This window comes from Pyrobaculum calidifontis JCM 11548 (genome assembly GCF_000015805.1).
GTDB classification, from domain to species: domain Archaea; phylum Thermoproteota; class Thermoprotei; order Thermoproteales; family Thermoproteaceae; genus Pyrobaculum; species Pyrobaculum calidifontis.
Window position 1 is genome coordinate 1,879,908 of the sequence record NC_009073.1, and the last position, 17,967, is coordinate 1,897,874.

Genomic DNA, 17,967 nt, shown 5'->3' on the forward strand with positions numbered 1-17,967 from the left:
AGAGGTCCCTGTAGCTAGAGTCTCTTTTCTGCCTTGTACTTGCCCACTCTCGCCGCGGCTAAGTTGAGCACGAGCCTGGTCGCCGCTCCCAGGCTGGCGACGCCTCCGCCCACTGCGCCGAGGGCCGGCGGCAGGCCCACATAAGCCGCCGCCATTGCGCCAAGCGCCGCGGCGCCGGCCACAACGGCCGCGGCCATCCCCAGCGCCTCCGCGCGGCCTCTCGCCGATATTGGGTACTCCATGTAGAGCACTGTGCCGTCTGTGGCGTCGACCGCCGCACTGTACCTCCTTCCGCGGTAGTCGTAGGCCAAGCGCCAGATGGGGTAATAGACGAGGCCCTCGAGGCGCCACTCAACGCCTATCTTCACCTTGAAGACCTGGGCGTATGCCCTGGCCTCTTCCACCACCTCTTGAAGCGAGGTGAAGGCGGCCTCTGGGTCTAGGTCCGGCGAGTGGAAGACTCCGACTCTCTCTAGGGTGGGCTTGAATGGGGTGCGCCACCTCGCGGGGAATCTAAAGCCCGTCGGGAGGGGGACTGGGGGGCTAGAGGTGGCTAGGGCTGTGGCGTATGTGGCAAGTTGGTCGAGAGGTGGGAAAGACACGTAGTAGAGGTAGAGGGGGAGGAAGTGTAGCTCTGCCTCCACTGGGGATGCGGCGGGGAGGTCCTCGGGGGCCGCCGTGGGTCTAAAGTTTAGCACAGCCTTAAACGCCGCGGTCTTGTCCACCGCGGGCTTGAAGATGTAGACGTTTTCATAGGTCTTTCCCTCGCTCAGCGCTGTGCCGCAGTATGGACACACGTAGAATCTGCGCCCGGGCGGCGCCTCGTACTTAGCGCCGCAGAAGGGGCACTGGATAATCACGTCTCTACCCTCCTGCTCTTCAAAAGGCCCCCAGCCGCGAGGTACGCAGCGGCCGCGCCGCCGACCAGCGCCGCGGCTCCAAACAGTGGGTCTGCCGCAACTGCTACCGCCGCGCCCAGTCCCCCGAGTAGGCCGGCCGCCGCGGCGGCGCCCACGACGCTTATCGCCCTGTTTTCCACGAAGGAGGGCTCCTCGGCCACTACCACGGCGCCGTCCCACCCGGCGGAGTAGTAGCTGTAGTGAGACCCCTTGTAGAAGTACGGCACAATCCACATGGGCAAGTAGGTGAGCGGCGACACGGCGAGCTTCTCCACTGTGTAGTCCACGGCCTTGTCCACCACGCTCGTGGCGGCGGCGATGACGCCCAGCATAGCCCTGGCTCTCTCAGAGGCGTCGCTGTCCACGGCGGCCAAGAGCTTGGGGACGAGGGCGCGCACCGCCTTGGCCTTGGCCTGCTCCTCTGTAAACTCGCCCGCAAGAAAGGCGGAGGCAGTGGCGGCCTCCTTCGCCACCTCGGGCAGAGGCTTGGGCTCCGGCGCAGTCTTGAAGAAGTGGTCCACTAGCTTGTCCACGGAGAGGCCCCATGCAGACCTCCTCGCAAGCACGGCCACCACGTCGCTAAGCCGCACGGCGCCCTCCACGTCGACGGTCCTAGTCACCACCCGCGTCTGAGGCCTCCCTCCTACGTACACCGTCTTGGTGTAGGTCACGACTACGCGCGCTTTGTACACTGCGGACATTGCCACGTCCACTAGGTAGAAGGGCAGGTAGAGGAGCGTGGGGGCGGCGAAGTTTATGTCCCGCATCCGCCTGCCGAGGTTGAAGTCCCTCTTCGTCCTCTCCACGGCGCGTCTAATGACCTCGGAGGCCGAGAGCGTGGGCACGGCCAGCGCCCTCCCGGCGGAGCCGTCAAGAAAGTTGGGCTGGCCGCAGTACCTACACACGACTACCACCGAGTCAGGCGTCACGTCAAGCGGCGCGCCGCAGTACCGGCACCGCAACTCCACATACCCCACGGAGGCCCAGTGGCTGAGATATAAAAAATTGGGCCGCCGTTATGTGTCTCGGCGCGGGCCCCCTGCCTTAAGCAACCTCTCCGCCCGCTTTCGGACTAACTCCCGCCAGGCAAGCTTGGCTTCCTCAAACCTATCCCACACGGCGGCCATCCTCCTCCTAAGCTCCTCCACCCTCTCCAACGTCTCTTCAACCTCCACGTCAGAGACGTTCTCTTCTGCCTCCACAGCCAAGCCGCCGCCCCGGGTTAAATTCTTTTTCGACTACAGCGGGCACCCTGCTGGCGGTCCACTGCGGAAATGCTTAATAACTACAAACCCTACGCCTATATGCGCGTCGTTGTTCCCCTAGATGAGAATAGGGGGTGGGACTCCAAGATATCGGACGAGTTCGGCCACGCCCCCTACTTCGCCCTCGTAGATGGAGACAGTTTGACAATAGTAGAGGGGCCGAAGGTGATAACTGGGAGAGGGCCTAGGTGGGCCGAGCTGTACACTAAGCTGAAGCCCGATGTAGTGATCACAAAGGAGATCGGGAAGCCAGCGTACGCCGCCTTTAGGCAAAAGGGCGTCACCGTGTACTACGCAGACGCCAAGACGCTGAGAGAAGCCGTGGAGAAGTGGAAGAGAGGCGAGCTAAGAGAGTTCCCCGAAGAGCTAGCCCACGAGCCCCACCACGAACACTAATACGGGCTAGCCTGCTCCATCACAATCTCACTGGGCAGTACTCTCGCACATTGCACACCCCTTGACCAGCGGCAGTCCACTGTGGCCAAAGCCGCCTGGTCCTCTCGGAGTCCACCAACCCCTTAATCATCTGTTCTCACTCCAGCCCCCCACCCCCCGGCCACGTCAAGGCTCAGCTTGACGATGTCGGCCAGGGGGTTCTCCTCGCCACGGCGGAACATTGCTCAAAACAGCCCTCTAATCTCGTCCAAGTAGCCCCCGTGAAGATCGACGTGCCGCTGTCCTTATTGGCCGCCTCCACTTTCTTCAACTCCACCTCTAAGTCAGCCGCTACGACCGAGACAGGCGGAAGTACATACTTGCTCTACCGCAACGGCGGAAGATTTGTAATTGGGAAAGAGGAGGCCGCTAGCCTCAGCGAAGTTATATACGGCCTCGGCAGTGCGGCACAAGAAAACTGACCTATAGACGCTCAAGAGCTAAGCCGACGCGGAGCCGTGGCGAAGTTTCCCCAGCAATGTGGAAAAAGACAAAAGAGGCGAGGCCTGTGATGTCCACAGGTGATGTGGAAACCACCAAGCGTGTATTTGAGTAGCCAAAATGGCGAGAATTGTCGCGGCGGCAGATCATGGGCGCGTAGCATTAGGATAAGCCCATACGACAAGTCCAAGGTAGAGGAAATAGCAGATGAGAGCCGTAAGATGAGTGCCCTACTGCCAAAGTACGAAATAGGAAGAGGCGGAGAAGAGTGGTGGGCCGTAGGGGACTCTCAGGGGGTTCCCCCTTTTGAACCCCTGGCTTCCGCGCCGGCGGCTCTACGGGTCTGGAGCCCGCCGCTCTGCCTGGCTGAGCTAACGGCCCGTACGTGCTATCTTTTTCTGCTTAAAAGTTTAACTGCCCTATTCGGCGCTATGGCGCATCTCCGCGTTGGGCGTCTTGGAGGAGCGCCTTGGCTACCTTATAGCTTACTTTGACTCCCTGGAGCTTTACGGGGGCGTTGTCACATAGGATTTCCACCTCTGGCTCCGCCGACACGACGTAGACGGCGAATCTGCGCCTTTTCCCACAGTCGAGGATTGTGTCAGACTGCTCCAATGGCACAACGCGGTGCTCCAGCGCCCCCCTCACCTTTACGTCTACGCACTCCACCTCCGCCGAGGCGAAGTAGACGGGGCGGTTTTCCACTGCCTCAACCGCCCTCTTGAAGCGGCGGTAGAGGAGGACGGAGGCCACGTGTGTGCAAATGCCCCTCCGCCTCCTCCAGCCGAATGTGGAGTAGTAGCAAGTACACTCCCACCGCCCCTCCCTCGCGCTCCACCACACTTGGTAGAGCGGCTTCCAGTCTCCCAGCTCCCTCACCCCCTCCACGACGTAGAGGCCCTCCCTCACCTCGCGCACGTGGGGCAGTCTGAAGAGGGCCCTCTTGACCCACGACCGGCTCTTTCCGGGGAAATCCCGCCTAAGCCTGTCGAGGGCGATGCGGAGGGGGTCGCCGTTGGGGCGTCTATTTTTGCCTGTGGTATAGCCTATGCGGCGGTTTCGAGGCATTATCGCTTGGCTAATTTAGCTACGACAGCCGCCATTAGCAGTAGGGCCACGACTACGGCTAACAGTGCCAAGGCGTAGCCGCCGAAGGCTATGGCAGTTTCAGTTACCGTGGTAGTGGTGGTTACCGTGTACGTGACAGGCTCCTTTTGCGTTACCGTATGCGTAACCACCACTGTATCTGTCACAGTTTTGGTGACCGTCACCGTGGCTGTGACTGTGTTTGTGGTCGCCACCGTAGTGGTGGAAGTCTGAGTTACTGTGACGGTGACGGGGGTTACGCTGGTCGTCGCCTTAGGCGCAGCGGCCTTGGGCAAGTAGAGGGGCCACGGCGGGTGGAACTCGTTGGGGTAGTCCACGTATGCGGCGTAGCCGCGCTCGACGAGCCACTGGTTTACGTTCAGCCAATGCGTCTCGTTGTAGTCGAGGTACGCCACAGCGACGAAGCGTCCATATCTGTCGGTCTTGTACAAGTCGTCTATGTCTAGACAGACCCGCCTCCCCAGGAGGAGGGCCTCAAGCGCCGCCTTGGCCCTCTGCCCCTCAGCAGTAGAGAGCTCGGGAGCGTCGACGTCGGCCAGCCTAACCCGCTCGGGCAAGCCAGACACATAGAACGTGTCCCCATCGACGACCCTAGTGACTACGCCGCAGTGCTCCTCAACTGCGCCAAACGTTGGGACTGCAAACAACAGCGCAAGAGCGACAACAGCGGCAAACAAGCCCAACCTCAACACACCCTACTCTAGGCCAGCATCCGTGATGCGGTAGTCTATACGGACGTCCGGGGGCATGCCGGGGACGTCGAGAGGCCACATGTAGCCCTCCGCCTTGGCCTTATTCGGCCTAGCCATCATGAACCTGGCGTTTACCGCGTGCGCCAACACGTTTCCCCCGGCGGGCCTCTTGCCCACGGAAAAGGCCTCGGGGACGTCCATGACCTGGTTTGTGAGCACCGACGTTAGCCCAAACGTCCTGGCGTGTCTCCTCAGCCAATCCACGAGGTAGTGAATGCGTTGCTGTCTAGCCGCCAGCATCTCCCTCCCAACGAACTCGGCGCGGTACAGCGCAGTAATGGTGTCAATCACGGCGAGGCGGCAGCCCTCCGCTATGTGCCGTGGTAGGTCGAACTTGACGATTTGCTCAAGCTGAACCACGTTGGCCGGCTGATAAACGACGATTGCCTCTAACGCCTTGTCGACGTCGAGGCCGAACCTCTTTGCCACTGCCTCGACAAGGCCGTCGTTGAACGTCCCCTCGGTGTCTATGTACACCACACGCGTCGTGAAGCCCTGCGCCAACGCCGCGACAGAGAGCTGGTGTGCCAGCATGGACTTGCCCGCGCCGAATTCCCCGGCGAATTCGTAGATGAAGGCTTCGCGGATGCCGCGCCAGGGAGTCTTCTCGTCGAATTCGGAGACTCCGGTCTTGAAAACGCGCCTCTGTTGCGAGCGGAGCTCCCTAGCCGTTAACGGCCTAGTCGTGCCGACGCGCTGAATTGCCTGTTGAAGGATTTTGACGGCGCGGTCGTACTCCACGCCAGCCTCCACCAGCTCCTCAACGGTGAACTCGGCCAAGTGCTCCACAGACGTAACCCCAAGCTCCCTAAGACGCTCAAGCGTCTTAGGGCCAACTCCCTCAAGCTCCTCTAGGGGGTCTCTTTCCCTCTTCTTGCTCATACCCATATCTCGTGGCCGGGTTTATACGTGTTAAGATAATGGGGCTTCCTAGTCTGTGTCTACGTATGTGGAAAGCCGTCTTATGGTTATTTTCGGCAACTTATGGGACTAGTCAATGGAACCGTCGTGTTCACGCCTCTGCGACATCTCACTTGAAGGCTGGCATTCCGCGAAGACCCCTGGGCATTTACGGCTTCACGCCTATTCTCCTCGCCACTTCTTCCACTAGCCGGGCCACTCTCTCTATCGCCTTTTCCACTTGCTCTCTCTGGGCCCACCCCTCGTAGTAGTTTATGTGCATGGCGTTGGCCTGAGCCCACGCGTCGTGTACCCAGTCGCCGAGCTCCTCGGCCATCTTCTTGGCGTAGCGCCACAGCTCCCCGTGGGAGGCCAGCCTCTGGGAGTCCCGCCAATAGGCGTAGGCCTTGACCGCCAGGGCCGCGGCCCCCCACGCCTTTTCGCTGGCCTGCCTGAGGTCCCCAGCCGCTAGCTCGGCCCTGGCCGCCTCAAGGAGGTCTAGGGCTGCCCTTGCATATTCCACAGCCCTCTGTGGAGGTCGGCGCCGCGGGTGAGCCAGTCCAGGAGGAGGTCCTCTAGGCACACCCCCTCGGCCTCGGCGGCGCGTCTAAGCGCCTCGGCGATGCGGCGGGGGAGCAGAAGGGCCTCCATCATGTGGTAACCTCCTCCAGCCGCCCCTGCTGGGCTGCCTCTCTTATCTCCATGGCAATCCTCCTACCCATGGAGATGGGCCTACCGAAGTACAGCTTTGAATACTGCCCGCCCACGCCCAAGTAGACGTTTGTACCCCCGCCTATCCGAGGCGCCACGTCGTACACCACGAGGTCCAGCTGGGGGGTTACGATGAACTGGAGGGTGAATGGGCCAATTACCCCAGGCGGCACGAGCCTCCTCGCCGCTTCCACAAACCTATGCCCAACGTCGAACACCTTCTCCAGGAGGGACTCTCTTATGGTGGCCGGCTCGTGGCCCACTTCTATGTACCTAACCTCGGGGTTTAGCTCCAGTTGCTCTCTCGCTGGGAGGCGGTAGACGCCGTCTAAGTCGCTCTGTATCCTCCTGTCAAAGCTGTGGAGCTCAAGCCTCCTGCGTAGGGGGGAGTAGAAGTAGTTGGCGTTGAAGTGTGCGCCGAGGACTAGCTCCTCTATCGACGCGTGGTCGAGGTCCTCCAGCCTAATCACCCCCGCCTCTGCCAGCCTCTTGGCCTTCTTGTAGAGGTCGTCTCTGTCCCTCGCCACGAAGAACCCCCTCTCCACCCTCCTCTCCGCCTCCGGCATTTTAACGATCACAGGCCTGTCCACCTCGTCGGGTCTAAAGGTCCGGGGCCTCCTTATCCCCGCCTCGTCCAAGAGGCGGTAGTAGTTGTAGGGCCCCGTCCGCTCCTCCCACCTCAGCAGAAACCTATTGCCGAAGATGGGCACGGGGAACTCTCTCTCAATGGCGTCATAGCCCACATACACCGCGAAAGAGCGGTTTGGCACAAACACAGCCTCCTCCGCCTTCAACACGTCGACGATCTTCAATATGTCCCGGTAGTCCTCCAACACGATGAGCCTATCCACCACGGGGAACTCCCGATACGCCCTATCCCTCCCCCTCTTTGCAACGGCAATAGTCCTCAGCCCCTCGTCCCTGGCACCGTCCAACACATCCAAGGCGCTGTGAGAGGCAAGCACCGCCACCGAGACCACGGCCTACACTCCCACGGATAATAAAAACTTTAAAATTGGGGCGGCGGACCTCGTATGGACTTCCTCGCCCCCCTCTCCGCCGTCGTTTTAACCTACAGAGAAGTGGGAGGCGACGCGTTGGGGGCCCTCGCCGAGGAGATGCGAAAATGCGCCGAGGAGTTGGCCAAGGCCACGCCCATGTTCGTCCTCCACACATGTGGCAGAGTAGAGGTCTACCTATACGGCGCGTCGGAGGAGGAAGTGGCGCGGGTGGCCGCCCGCTACAGGCGCTTCGCCGAGGGAGTAAAGGTGCTTAGGGGGGCAGAGGCGGCTCGGCACCTCTTCGCAGTGGCGGCAGGCCTCGACTCCATGCTCATAGGCGAGACCGACATTCTGGGCCAGCTGGAGGAGGCCTACGACAGGCAGGTAAAGGCGGGGTACACCAGGGGGCTCCTCAAGACGGTGGTGGAGAGGGCGGTGAGAGTGGGGAAGCGGGTGAGGACAGAGACGGGAATTTCCAGGGGGCCCAGAGGCCTCGGCTCCCTGGCGGTGATGTACGTGTCGAGGATGTTGGACCTCAGAGAGGCCTCTGTCGCAGTCCTCGGCGCGGGGGCAGTGGGAGCGGGACTGGCCATGGAGCTCGCGGCCAGGGGGGTCAAAAGGCTCGTCGTCCTAAACCGCACCTATGAAAAGGCAGTGGAAGTGGCCAACAGAGTGGGAGGCGAGGCGAGGCCCCTCACAGAGGAGGAGGTGGAGAAGTGCCTCGCCGAATGCGACGTGGTCTTCTCCTCAGTCCACACCCTCCAGCCGGTTATCAAGCGCGTCCCCCCGGAGGCCAGAGTCAAGGTAATCGTCGACCTCGGCGTCCCCAGCTCCGTGGTCCCCAACCTACCCGTCGCCGTGGTCAAAATAGAGGACTTGAGAGAGCTGGCAGAGGAGTACAACAGGGAAAGGGCAGGGGAGGTGGAAAAGGCCTGGGCCATCGTGGATGAGGAGGTAGCCCGCCTGCCCAGACTGCTTGCCAGGCGCTACGTGGAAGAGGCAACATCCGCCATAATGGCCCAGGCCATGGCCGCCGCAGAGGAGGAGGGGAAGCGGGCCGGGTGCGACACAGCTGTCCTAGCCGCCAAAACCACAGTCAAGAGAACCCTACTTCCCCTAATTACAAAACTCAAGGAAATGGCTGAAAACGGTAAAGCGGAAGAAGCCGCAAAACTCATCCAACTCCTACAAGAAGCCTTGCAATCTTAATACATCTAAAAAATGCAAGATCTCCTCTACTTTATCTCGGCGGTGATAGTGAGCTTGTTATCACAACGTGACAGGGATCCTCATTGCGCTTATGTCTTAGCAACAGCCAACGGTATATCACCCTATGTCTCCACTTGTCTATCCCTCGCTGTAGCGCTAACCGCAGTCCGTACGCCTTTGCAGAATAATAGACGTAGCCGGGTAAGCCGAGGAGTGCCTTTAGGAAGCTACGCCACGACACGGGCTCTAGCTTAAGGGCAGAGGAGACGTAGGCCATTATGTAGAAGTCAGCCCTCTCATAACCCCCAGTCGTCTCATCACGTAAGTGGTCTCCACCCGTCTTGACTATCCGCCACTCCCACCCTTTGCACTCCACATATTTCTTAACCCATGCGTCTTCAAACACGTTAAGCCAGGGCGGTATCTTAACCCCCTCCAACGCGCGTCTCCTCAGGAGCGTGTCATGGAGCCCACCTCTCACTTTGAAGTTCTCAATTGCATGAGTCACCTCGTCAAATCCCCTGACTCTCACCCACGCCGCTCTCTCCTGCCATCTCGGCGTATAGTCAATTCCCCACACAAGGCCAACGCGGGGCTCTTCCACATAGCCCCGCGCCTCTTCCCACCAGCCGCTTCTCAATATGAAGTCATCGTCTAGGAAGAAGAGCCACTCGTCACTGAACCGCTCGAAGAAGATGTCAATGGCGGTCTGCCTAGCAGTGGCACGGGTGGGCTTGTGCCACCCGTACAGCCTGCTTCTCTCCACAACAAGCTCTTTCCCATGCGCATCGGCAAAGCGTTTTACAAATTCCCTCGTCTTAGGCGTATCGGAGTCGTCTACGAGGATTATGGCGCGGTAAGGCACTTGTAGCGAGGAGACCCAGACGGCCTCGAAATCCGCTCCCACCTTCTCCGCCGAGTTCTTCGTAATCATAGACAAAATCATTATGTCGAAAAACAGCGATGTTAAAATATCTTAAACCCTCCTCTGGAGACCTCTTATGCGATTTTCCAGTTCTAGGCTCTTAGCCTTTACCTCTGGTGGGTTAGCCCTATTGGCATCTCTTGTATTCTCGTTGTCTGTCTCTAGAAGGCTTCCGCCGAACGATTTGGCTGTGTTAAACTTAGTTAACTCGGCATACTCGATTGGAATTAATTTGATGTCTTATGTCACCGGATGGTATCCCCGTGTTTTAGCTAAGGACCCGGGGGCCTATGGAAGCCTTTTCGCGGCTGGCCTTCTTACCGCCGGTGTGGCGTGGGCCGCGGCGGCGGGCTACCTCCTTCTCTTTGCCCACTACGGCGCGTGGGACCCCGCGCTCCTCGCCTTGCTGGGGGCAATGCTCGTGCTCTACGCCGTGCCGGCTGGGGCCTACCTCTCTGTTCACAGACAGCGCCTGGCGGCGGCGCTTGGGGCGGCGTCTCAGCTTGTGAAAATTGGGGGCGCCCTGGCCGTTAGACAGCACCCAACTGTGGAGGCGGTGCTCACAGTCAACGTGCTCATGTCTCTGCCCCAAGCTCTCGCCATTAGAGTCAAGCCGGCGTTTAGGGGTGCTCTCCTCACCTTATTCCGCCTCGTGAGGGGGGCGCCTTTTCAGACTCTGTCTCTGGCTACCACGGCGCTGGGCGGGCTTATGCAGTACGTGGTAGCGGCGGCGGGGGGCGCCGTCATGTTGTACTATGGGTTTGTGCTTTTCCAACTGTCAAAGATGGTATACCCCGCTCTCACCATTGTCCCCTTGATGTACGGCTCGCTCCTCACCGCGGCGGACAAGGAGAGGCGGGCGCTGGTGGACGGCGCCATTATTCTGTTCCTCTATGCGGTCCCCGCCGCGGTTATGCTCAAGGCACCTGAGGCCCTCTTGGCCGTGCTTAGGCCGCAGGAGCTGGGAAACGGTGAGCTCTTGGCCGCGATGCGGCTAAACGCAGTAGCGCTACTCCTCTCGGGGGTTCAGCTTCACGCGTGGAACGTCTTGTTGGGCGTTGAACCGAGGGAGATCCTCACGCTTAGGGATAGGCCGGCCAAGGCCCTCCTCCTCGACATCGCCTTCTTCCCCGCAAATGTGTTGCTGACCTACGTGGCCGTGTCTAGGCTGGGGGCGGTGGGTCTCGTGGCGGCGAACGCCGCCGCCCTCGCCTACTCCGCCGTGGTTAGGCTCTACTATCTCCCAATGTGGAAGCCACTCCTCGCGCTGTACCTCTCCCACTTCGCCGCGCTGGGCGCCGCCGTGCTGGTCCCCCCGCTCCCCCTCCAACCCTCTACTAATGTAGCCGTTGCGCTGGCTGTCGCCGCCGCCTATGCGCTGTACCTCGCCGCGCCCGTTGCAACCGTGCTCCTCGCCGCCTCGCCCGTCTACCGCCAGCTGGCCCTACGCCTGTTAAATCGCCGACACTAAGTCGGCCAGCTTTTTGGCAAAGACGTCTAGTGTTAGACCCTTTGCCTTGGCGACGGAGGCGGCGGACGCGGCTTTCCAGGCCTTGGGGTCTGTGAGGAACTTGGCCAACTGCTCCACTGCCTCCTCAGCGCTTGCGTAGCCCAGCCCGGCCCCCTGGGCCAAGTCGCTCCACGTGCCTCCGCTTTTGTGGACCACGGGGGGTAGCCCCCTGGCCATGGCCTCGGCCACGGCTATCCCCCAGTGCTCGTTTATCGTGGCGTGGAAGAAGGCCCTGGCCCTGTCCATGGTGGCGTTTATCTCCCGCCTCGGGGCATTGGGGATTAGGCGGACGGCGTGTGCCACGCCGCTTTTCTCAGCCAGCCTCTTCACCTCCTCCATGTAGGCCCTCAGCGTGGGCGTGGCGGCGCCGCCGAAGATGTACAGCATTGCGCCCGGCACCTCTTTCACGAGGCGCGGCGCCACCTCTGTGACGGCCCAGTGGTAGCGCTTCTCCTGCGAGAAGCGGCCCAGCATAACCACGGCGGGCTCCCTCTCCTCGAAGGGCCTAGGCGACTCCACCACCTCTACGTTGGGCGCAATTGGGGGGTTGAGGACGGTTGGCCTCTCCCCATATACCTCCTTGGCCACGTCGGCGGTCCAGCTTGAGTTGGCGAGGACTAGGCTGGCGTAGTGGAAGGGGTTCTCCCTGGCGTACCTTGGCAACAGCTTGACGTAGATGCGCCAGTAGAGGCTCAGCGGGAAGCGGGAGTAGCGCTCTGTTATGTAGGGATCCTCCCCATAGGCCAGGCCGGTGCCCCTGAAGCGGGGGTCTATGAACACCTCGAAGGGGAAGTGTATGTACTCCACCAGGGGCGCCGCGCCGGCGATGGGCTTATACGCCACCTCGTCTGTGAAAATGAGCCGCGGCCTGTACTTCTCAACGGCCCTCTTGGCCGGCAACCACACCAGGAGCCTGGCCCAAAGGCCGAAGGCCTTGGCGCCCACTGGCAGAGTTACGCGGGGGTACTTGGAGATGTCTATGCCGTACCACTCCACGTACTTCCCCGGGTCAAACTTAAACGTGCCGCTGAGCACGGGCGCCAACCCCGCCTTGTCCAGAGCGTAGGCCGCCGCGGCGCAGACCAACTGGCCCCCGCCGGGGGAGCCCCAGTAGTGGTGTGCCACAAGAGACATGGAAGCGTCTGTGCGGGGGGTTAAAAGGATAGCCCCCAGATGAGAGCTGTGGCGGCGTAGCGGAGGGCTGGGAGCGCGTAGCCCGTCTTCCAGTAGAGCCTGGCGAGGGCCATGGCGTAGATCTTCCTGCGTATGGCCTTGTGGTGTCCCAGGCGGGGGTAGCTGGAGTGGCCCAAGTGCTTCGTGGCTACTATGAAAGGCACCTCGGATATGCCCGACTTGTCGTAGACAATGCCGATCGTAATTTCATCTGCCACCACAGAGAGCACGTAGTCGATGGCCCCGACATTGAGCACGGGCTTTTTAATCCTTATGCCCTGTTTAGGCCCGGCGAAGACGTGCATTACGCGCCCCCACAAGTTCTTCACACTCCAGTAGTACACCTCTACTCCGCCGCGGTTCTCCCTCCTCACAACCCTGGGATGCTCCCACGGGACATCCGAGAGGTGGTAGAGGGGCAAATCCAGCTTCTCGTCGAGCAAGGGGAAGTCGTGAGGGAGGAGGTTGTCCGAATCCACCACCAGCCCATCTCCCCCCTCCTCCACGATGAGCCTGAGGAGGCGGAGGACGCACGAGGAGCGGTTCTGTCAATTCCCCGCCAACAGCTCCGCCTCCACCCCCAAATCCCTCAGTACCCCTCGACAAGTTGCTTCAACTTATCAGACGTGAAGTAATCCACGCACACCACAGCCCTCTCGGCCTGGACCACCTCTACATTCTTCTTAAACAGCTCCAGCTCGTAAACTCGATAAAGAGGGAGGTAAGTGGCAATTATCACGCCACCGAGAAGGACGAGCTAAATAAAAACATCGATAAGCCCGTCAGGCCGGCGGCCTTTCAAAGCCACCGGCATTGACAAGACTCTATACTCTAAAGGACTTATACGCTGTTTTTATCTGCCTTTAGAGATTATAGCAGGCTATATACTGTCAAAGGTCCGGCGCTGTGTTCACTGCTACATCAGCAACGCCTCTGTGGGCTTGAGTCTTTTTTCCACGGGGTCTGGGGCTAGGCCCAGCTCCTCCATGGTCACAGAGCCGAGGAGGTAGATGCCCTCCTCGCCGAAGACTACAGGTGTGGCGCTCGCGTAGCGGCCCTTTACCTCTATCCCCACCTCGCCCAGTGGCCTTTCCACAGTTCTCCCATCTGCAAGCCGCATTGACCTGATGGGCGATATGCCCAGTCTCTCGAACAGAGAGCGCGGCAACACGGTGTAGGTAGCCCCCGTGTCTACCACCAGCTCAACCACGGCTTCCCTCCTCTTGTCCGCGGGATTCCAGATCCTCGCCCTCGCAGAAAACGTGCCAACAGAGACAATGGTGCTCCCCAATAAATGTCTCAAGCCGGGACGTGCGTAACGCGTATGGACGTGCCGTACTTCCTCGGGAACGATGTCACTACAACACGTAGCGAAGATGAAGTAAGCCTGCGTGATACGCTTGGGTAGCCAACGGTGTGTAATACTAGTGAGCTGTTTATGAGTAGGGTGTGGTGGGGCCGCCGGGATTTGAATTCCCGGGGTCTCCCTCCCGGGGTCACGCGGACCCGAACCGCGCTTCAGGGGGATGTGCCCTATCCTACCAGGCTAGACTACGGCCCCCTTGCCACCTACTTTCCGTTTATTTAAGTTTTTGCGCCCCGCGGGGCCTGCGCCGACGACCACCGCGTCGTAGGGCCGATTCTGTTTGCCAGACGCGCTGGAGAGGTCAGAGCCGCTGTATTCGTCACGTGTCCTTAGCGGAAGGATTCATCACCGTTTTTAACCTGTTTTTTGTTTTTGTACGTGAAGGTGCGGATCCGCGGGATTTTCGCCACGGCGTTGACGAAGTTGGCGTTGGACTGGGGTTTTTCCATTGTCCAGCCTACGGGGAAGATTGTGGAGAGGTTTGACCTGCCTGTGGACAACTCGCCGCCTGACGTCACTGTGATTGACCACGAGTCGAAAAGTGGGGTTGTCGTGCTGGGGAAGTGCGGCGCCGTGGAGGCCTTTGTGGAAAGGCTTAGAGAGGCGGTGGATCCCGTAGTAGTTAAGGCGGATCTGGGCGTACACGACGTGTTTGTGGGCAAAGTTGTGGGCGAGGGGCGCGTGGAAGGGCCGGGGGGCATTGTGCTGAGGGTACCACCTCGGTTTGCGCCGACGGTGGGGTCCGTGGGAGTTTTCACCGTGGTGAGGCCGCCTCTCGGCCCAGTGGAGGGCGTGGCCGTCCCCGACATCATAGTCGAAGGCGACTACGTGGAGCTCAGCACTTCGCCAGGGGTTAGGTTTAGCCGCCACATTCCGGAGGGGGAGCGGGTGAGGCTTAGGCTCCTCGCCGAGACCAGGCTGGGCTGGCTGGGGGGCCTGGGGGTGAGGTTTAAATCGTCGGCGCGGTTCGCGGAGGATGAGGCCGTTGTTAGAGAGGCGGAGGCCCTCTACAGAGAGCTGGTGGAGCTGGCTAAGGGGGGAGAGGCGGGTGCTGTGCTTAGGCGTGGGCGGTGTCTGGCGCTGGCGCTGTTCGACAAAGCGGCGAAGGAGAGGCTGGACGAGGTTAGGAGGTCGGTGGTCCCCACGGCGCGTGGCCACCACGCGCTTAGGGCACAGGGGCTCGGCAAATGCCTCGACCTACTCGACTATTTGGGCGTGGAGGCCTATGAGCGGGCGGCCGAGTTTTTGGCTAGGGGGGCTGTGGAGATTTGGCACATAAAGCCCTGGGGAGAGATGGTGAAGATGCGGGGAGAGGCGGTGGGCGTCTTCGGCGACTGGCTAGTGGTCAAGAGGCCTCTCAGGCCGGGCGGCGTCTTAGACGGGATTGGGGTTAAGATTGAGAGGGGGTTCTACGCCCTTACCTGTGTGCCTAGGCGGGGGAACTACGTGGTCCACACCTACTACACGCCTGAGGGGAGGGCCGTGGGGACGTACATAAACGTCAACTCAGAGCCCGAGTGGGGCAGGCGGATTATATACATCGACCTCCTCGTAGACGTGGCGTACGTCGGCGGCGAGGCCAAGGTGCTGGACCTGGAGGAGTACAGGAGGTACGAGGACGTCTTCCCGGCGAGGCTTAGGCCTCCCAGCGGGGTCCTGTCCCCGCCAGTGGCCTGCGGAGAAAGGGGGATTATTGAAGCTCCTCCTCAGTCCGCCTCCTCTTAACCGCCTGGTCGAAGACTATCCAGTTCCGATACCACTGCTCGTTCACCTTCTTCAGCTCAGTGAGTATGAGCATTGTCAGCTCCTTTGCCGTGACAGACTCCCGGTCCATGACGGCGCACTCCACCTTCTTCGCTATCTTCCTCGCCACGTCCACGGGGGCGCCCGCCTTCAATATGCTCACGACAATTTTCTCAACCACAAACTCCTCCTCTCTCCCATCCCTCTTAATTACCTTGACCATATATCCCCCTGCGCCTGTATATAAATCTATACTTGCGCCAGAGCCCTCACTGGCGCGCCGCTGCCGCCCTTTATCTTCAACGGCAGGCCTATGAAGAGACCAGTCCTCCCAACCACGGCCCCTAGGTTCGTCAAATTTTCGTATATCAACACCTCGCGGCTCAGCAGAATTTTGTGCACTTCGAAGGGGGCGTGGTCTGGGCTTGGGGCGTCTACTCCAACGGCGTTTACCCCGAGCTTGGCCAAGTGCTCCGCCAGCTCTGGACTTATGTCGGGGTGCTCAAGCCACTTCTCGCTTCCCGCATACGCGTCGTAGCCCGTCCTTATTAGCACAGCCCAGCCGGGCCCCAGCTCCACGCCCCGCGGCAGAGACGCCTCGAAGTCCCTAAGCGTCACGGCCCCTCTCGGCGGGAGGTGGGAGAAGTCCAGGGCCACGAATCTGGAGATGAACTTGGCCGGGTCTATCTGGTCCACCGTCTTGGCGCCTGGGACAAAGTGCGCGGGGGAGTCCACGTGCGTGGCCACGTGCTCTGGGGCAAAGAGGACGTTGGAGTAGTAGCCGTGCACGTCGTATTTACTCCACTGCAGGAGAGCCGGCCTTGGATAGCCCGGGAACACCGGCGTGTCTGGACCCAGGTACTGTGTCAAATCTATGTACATGGGAAGTAGAACTTTTCCATATTTAAATTATAAGTGTATTACCACGTCACTGTTATAACTATGTACCATTGTAGAGACAACCCACGGCCTTCAGCCGCCCCCGGGCCCACTCCCCGGGCCTCCCCCGGGGGGCGCGGGGATAAGCCGGCGGCGCTGGACGGGTTCGCCCCGCCTGGCGCTGTCGGCGAAATCGGCGCCGACGGCTGAGGGCCGTGGGTCTTCTCTCTTCACTGTTTTAAAGTGGCACAAGTGGATAGGCGTGATTGAGCTGGCATACGTAGTGTCTAACGTATTGGGCGGGCTGTACCTCGCCATTCTGCTAATCGGCCTCGGCCAGCGGGCTAGGCCGGGCGGGGGACCCGAGGTTGAGAACTACCTCGTGGTGGTGGTTACGGTTGGAGACTGGCGCGTGTTGCCCGCCTTGCGGGAGACGGTAGGGCGTCTAGAGGAGCTGGGGCTGAGGTACGTGGTCGTCTCGTCTAGGCCTCTGCCCTTCTCCAACGTGCTCGTCGTCCCGAGGGAGGAGGACGGCTCTAAGTACCGGGCTATTAGGTGGTTTGTTAAAAACTACGCCCGCGGCGACGTTTGGTACATATTCCTCGACGACGACAGCTACCCGCTCGACAGGCAGTTTCTGCGGGACATCGCCTACTACGGCGCTAGGGGGTACGTGGCGGGCAACGGGGTGCTCGTGCCTAGGCCGGGGAAGTCTAGACTCGCCTACGCCCTAGACTGGGTGAGGCATTTCGACGACTTGACTAGGCAGAGGCTGGCCCTCCGCCTCCTGAAGAGACCCATCTTCGGCCTCCACGGCGAGCTGCTAATCGTGAGGGGAGACGTGCTCAGAGAGATCTGGCCCTCCATGGGCGACACAGTCACAGAGGACTTCAGATTCGCCATGGAGCTACTCCGCCGCGGCTACAAAGTCTTCCAAACCTCCACCAGGGTGTCTGTGAAGAGCCCGAACTCCCTCCGCGACTTCCTCCGCCAGAGGGCCAGGTGGGCCAACTCCCTCCACGAGGCGCTCCGCTACGGCAACGCGGCCGCCGTCGCGGCCGTGGCCCTCTCAGCCGCCCTCTGGGCCACCGCCCCCCTGTGGGTCCTCTACGGGCCCAACCTAGCGGCAGTGGTGACTGGCATATACGCCGGCGTCTACGTGTACGGCAGCCTCAAGGCGAGGAGGTACATAGTTGACGTGTGGCTGGCCTCGCTCCTAGAACTCATAGGCCTACTAGCCGGCGCCGTAAGGAGGACACGCCACTTCTATGTAATAGACAAGACCTAAAGCCGCTATAGTACCATTTAAGACGGCACCATGCGTAGAAGGCCGTGGCATGGGATAGCAAGGGCGTAGGCTAATTTCAGCTATCCACACATTTCTCTCTTGCAGACGACGAGTCTCTTGCAACGGGGAAGGTTTCTCTACGCCTACACTCTCATCGTACGTAATATTGCGTACTTCTTGCACCGATGCCTGAGGAGGACGTTGATAAATATGGAGGCCGCCGCCGGGACTCCCAGGGGTTTCCCCTTTTGAACCCGGGTCAACGGGACCACAACCCGCCCTTAGGCGCATGGGCGTATCCTAGCCGCTAGACTACGGCGGCCGGGGGTTTCTGAGCTAAAGTTTAAAAATTTTTAGGGGGCC

Annotated in this window: 23 protein-coding genes and 3 tRNA genes; 7 read left to right on the plus strand and 19 right to left on the minus strand. The window is 60.6% G+C overall.

All coding sequences use genetic code 11. The features are described 5' to 3' along the window. Window positions 1-14 precede the first annotated feature (14 nt). From PCAL_RS10720 to PCAL_RS10730, 3 genes are read right to left on the minus strand one after another with little or no spacing between them, the layout of a single operon-like run. Window positions 15-860 (minus strand): transcription factor IIB, encoded by an 846-nt coding sequence (locus PCAL_RS10720; RefSeq protein WP_011850699.1) that lies wholly within the window; start codon window positions 858-860, stop codon window positions 15-17. Further along, complete coding sequence (locus tag PCAL_RS10725) at window positions 857-1,876, minus strand: hypothetical protein (RefSeq protein WP_011850700.1); 1,020 nt, start codon at window positions 1,874-1,876, stop codon at window positions 857-859. The genes PCAL_RS10720 and PCAL_RS10725 overlap by 4 nt, the downstream gene beginning before the upstream one ends. A gap of 39 nt (window positions 1,877-1,915) precedes the next feature. After that, window positions 1,916-2,101, minus strand: a complete 186-nt coding sequence (locus PCAL_RS10730; protein ID WP_193322715.1) for a hypothetical protein — start codon at window positions 2,099-2,101, stop codon at window positions 1,916-1,918. Window positions 2,102-2,203: 102 nt separating this feature from the next. Here PCAL_RS10730 and PCAL_RS10735 point away from each other — a divergent pair, with 102 nt between their 5' ends. Together PCAL_RS10735 and PCAL_RS10740 are read left to right on the plus strand one after the other, a co-directional pair. Beyond that, entirely contained in the window at window positions 2,204-2,560 is a 357-nt protein-coding gene (locus tag PCAL_RS10735) for a NifB/NifX family molybdenum-iron cluster-binding protein (protein WP_193322716.1), read from the plus strand. Between the two features lie 260 nt (window positions 2,561-2,820). Next, complete coding sequence (locus PCAL_RS10740; protein WP_193322717.1) at window positions 2,821-3,021, plus strand: hypothetical protein; 201 nt, start codon at window positions 2,821-2,823, stop codon at window positions 3,019-3,021. 288 nt (window positions 3,022-3,309) lie between these two features. Here PCAL_RS10740 and PCAL_RS10745 read toward each other — a convergent pair. The 7 genes from PCAL_RS10745 to PCAL_RS10770 all read right to left on the minus strand — a co-directional run bounded on the left by PCAL_RS10745 (window position 3,310) and on the right by PCAL_RS10770 (window position 7,490). Beyond that, window positions 3,310-3,421 (minus strand) — tRNA-Trp (locus PCAL_RS10745). Between the two features lie 48 nt (window positions 3,422-3,469). Further along, a complete protein-coding gene (locus tag PCAL_RS10750) occupies window positions 3,470-4,108 on the minus strand; it encodes a hypothetical protein (protein ID WP_011850702.1) in 639 nt (212 codons plus the stop codon). Further along, window positions 4,108-4,839 carry a thermonuclease family protein gene (locus tag PCAL_RS10755; protein WP_193322718.1) on the minus strand — a complete coding sequence of 244 codons (732 nt, stop codon included), beginning with the start codon at window positions 4,837-4,839 and terminating at the stop codon, window positions 4,108-4,110. Before PCAL_RS10755 ends, PCAL_RS10750 begins: the two co-directional genes overlap by 1 nt. Before the next feature lie 3 nt (window positions 4,840-4,842). Continuing rightward, window positions 4,843-5,781, minus strand: coding sequence for an ATPase domain-containing protein (locus PCAL_RS10760; RefSeq protein WP_193322719.1), 939 nt, complete (start codon window positions 5,779-5,781; stop codon window positions 4,843-4,845). Between the two features lie 187 nt (window positions 5,782-5,968). Further along, window positions 5,969-6,322 (minus strand): PaREP1 family protein, encoded by a 354-nt coding sequence (locus PCAL_RS10765; protein WP_226951960.1) that lies wholly within the window; start codon window positions 6,320-6,322, stop codon window positions 5,969-5,971. Beyond that, on the minus strand, window positions 6,298-6,453 hold the full coding sequence (locus PCAL_RS11635; protein ID WP_226951961.1) for a hypothetical protein: 156 nt from the start codon (window positions 6,451-6,453) through the stop codon (window positions 6,298-6,300). Before PCAL_RS11635 ends, PCAL_RS10765 begins: the two co-directional genes overlap by 25 nt. Further along, a complete protein-coding gene (locus PCAL_RS10770; protein WP_011850706.1) occupies window positions 6,450-7,490 on the minus strand; it encodes a formate--phosphoribosylaminoimidazolecarboxamide ligase family protein in 1,041 nt (346 codons plus the stop codon). The genes PCAL_RS11635 and PCAL_RS10770 overlap by 4 nt, the downstream gene beginning before the upstream one ends. A 54-nt stretch (window positions 7,491-7,544) precedes the next feature. Here PCAL_RS10770 and hemA point away from each other — a divergent pair, with 54 nt between their 5' ends. Further along, window positions 7,545-8,720, plus strand: coding sequence for a glutamyl-tRNA reductase (hemA, locus tag PCAL_RS10775; protein WP_011850707.1), 1,176 nt, complete (start codon window positions 7,545-7,547; stop codon window positions 8,718-8,720). 31 nt (window positions 8,721-8,751) lie between these two features. Here hemA and PCAL_RS10780 read toward each other — a convergent pair whose 3' ends face one another. Beyond that, complete coding sequence (locus PCAL_RS10780; RefSeq protein WP_011850708.1) at window positions 8,752-9,666, minus strand: glycosyltransferase; 915 nt, start codon at window positions 9,664-9,666, stop codon at window positions 8,752-8,754. 307 nt (window positions 9,667-9,973) lie between these two features. Here PCAL_RS10780 and PCAL_RS10785 point away from each other — a divergent pair, with 307 nt between their 5' ends. Further along, complete coding sequence (locus tag PCAL_RS10785; RefSeq protein ID WP_226951962.1) at window positions 9,974-11,116, plus strand: hypothetical protein; 1,143 nt, start codon at window positions 9,974-9,976, stop codon at window positions 11,114-11,116. Here the strand turns inward: PCAL_RS10785 and PCAL_RS10790 are convergent. The 5 genes from PCAL_RS10790 to PCAL_RS10810 all read right to left on the minus strand — a co-directional run bounded on the left by PCAL_RS10790 (window position 11,099) and on the right by PCAL_RS10810 (window position 13,889). Beyond that, window positions 11,099-12,289 (minus strand): glycosyltransferase, encoded by a 1,191-nt coding sequence (locus PCAL_RS10790; protein ID WP_011850710.1) that lies wholly within the window; start codon window positions 12,287-12,289, stop codon window positions 11,099-11,101. The two genes, PCAL_RS10785 and PCAL_RS10790, sit on opposite strands and share 18 nt — an antisense overlap. A gap of 20 nt (window positions 12,290-12,309) precedes the next feature. After that, on the minus strand, window positions 12,310-12,834 hold the full coding sequence (locus PCAL_RS10795; RefSeq protein WP_011850711.1) for a hypothetical protein: 525 nt from the start codon (window positions 12,832-12,834) through the stop codon (window positions 12,310-12,312). A gap of 83 nt (window positions 12,835-12,917) precedes the next feature. Next, window positions 12,918-13,067 (minus strand): hypothetical protein, encoded by a 150-nt coding sequence (locus tag PCAL_RS10800; protein ID WP_193322720.1) that lies wholly within the window; start codon window positions 13,065-13,067, stop codon window positions 12,918-12,920. 177 nt (window positions 13,068-13,244) lie between these two features. After that, on the minus strand, window positions 13,245-13,631 hold the full coding sequence (locus PCAL_RS10805) for an aspartyl protease family protein (protein WP_011850712.1): 387 nt from the start codon (window positions 13,629-13,631) through the stop codon (window positions 13,245-13,247). 147 nt (window positions 13,632-13,778) lie between these two features. Further along, window positions 13,779-13,889 (minus strand) — tRNA-Pro (locus tag PCAL_RS10810). A gap of 183 nt (window positions 13,890-14,072) precedes the next feature. Between PCAL_RS10810 and PCAL_RS10815 the strand changes: the two genes are divergently transcribed. Then, entirely contained in the window at window positions 14,073-15,419 is a 1,347-nt protein-coding gene (locus tag PCAL_RS10815; RefSeq protein ID WP_011850713.1) for a DUF402 domain-containing protein, read from the plus strand. On the opposite strand, the gene PCAL_RS10820 is transcribed toward PCAL_RS10815, so the two are convergent. Further along, window positions 15,385-15,660: an ATP cone domain-containing protein gene (locus PCAL_RS10820; RefSeq protein ID WP_011850714.1), complete on the minus strand. Its 276-nt coding sequence runs from the start codon at window positions 15,658-15,660 to the stop codon at window positions 15,385-15,387. The genes PCAL_RS10815 and PCAL_RS10820 overlap by 35 nt on opposite strands. Before the next feature lie 26 nt (window positions 15,661-15,686). After that, a complete protein-coding gene (locus PCAL_RS10825; protein ID WP_011850715.1) occupies window positions 15,687-16,319 on the minus strand; it encodes a cyclase family protein in 633 nt (210 codons plus the stop codon). 60 nt (window positions 16,320-16,379) lie between these two features. On the opposite strand from PCAL_RS10825, the gene PCAL_RS10830 reads away from it, so the two are divergent. Together PCAL_RS10830 and PCAL_RS10835 are read left to right on the plus strand one after the other, a co-directional pair. Beyond that, complete coding sequence (locus PCAL_RS10830) at window positions 16,380-16,526, plus strand: hypothetical protein (RefSeq protein ID WP_193322721.1); 147 nt, start codon at window positions 16,380-16,382, stop codon at window positions 16,524-16,526. Window positions 16,527-16,578: 52 nt separating this feature from the next. Further along, entirely contained in the window at window positions 16,579-17,604 is a 1,026-nt protein-coding gene (locus PCAL_RS10835) for a glycosyltransferase (RefSeq protein WP_011850716.1), read from the plus strand. A 215-nt stretch (window positions 17,605-17,819) separates the two neighbouring features. Here PCAL_RS10835 and PCAL_RS10840 read toward each other — a convergent pair. After that, window positions 17,820-17,926: transfer RNA gene (locus PCAL_RS10840), tRNA-His, on the minus strand. Window positions 17,927-17,967: the final 41 nt, after the last annotated feature.

Coding starts and splice junctions, on each gene's coding strand:
- PCAL_RS10735 (WP_193322716.1), top strand. CDS start 2,204: ATGCGCGTCGTTGTTCCCCTAGATGAGAATAGGGGGTGGGACTCCAAG.
- PCAL_RS10750 (WP_011850702.1), bottom strand. CDS start 4,108: ATGCCTCGAAACCGCCGCATAGGCTATACCACAGGCAAAAATAGACGC.
- PCAL_RS10760 (WP_193322719.1), bottom strand. CDS start 5,781: ATGAGCAAGAAGAGGGAAAGAGACCCCCTAGAGGAGCTTGAGGGAGTT.
- PCAL_RS11635 (WP_226951961.1), bottom strand. CDS start 6,453: ATGATGGAGGCCCTTCTGCTCCCCCGCCGCATCGCCGAGGCGCTTAGA.
- hemA (WP_011850707.1), top strand. CDS start 7,545: ATGGACTTCCTCGCCCCCCTCTCCGCCGTCGTTTTAACCTACAGAGAA.
- PCAL_RS10780 (WP_011850708.1), bottom strand. CDS start 9,666: ATGATTTTGTCTATGATTACGAAGAACTCGGCGGAGAAGGTGGGAGCG.
- PCAL_RS10790 (WP_011850710.1), bottom strand. CDS start 12,289: ATGTCTCTTGTGGCACACCACTACTGGGGCTCCCCCGGCGGGGGCCAG.
- PCAL_RS10820 (WP_011850714.1), bottom strand. CDS start 15,660: ATGGTCAAGGTAATTAAGAGGGATGGGAGAGAGGAGGAGTTTGTGGTT.
- PCAL_RS10825 (WP_011850715.1), bottom strand. CDS start 16,319: ATGTACATAGATTTGACACAGTACCTGGGTCCAGACACGCCGGTGTTC.
- PCAL_RS10830 (WP_193322721.1), top strand. CDS start 16,380: ATGTACCATTGTAGAGACAACCCACGGCCTTCAGCCGCCCCCGGGCCC.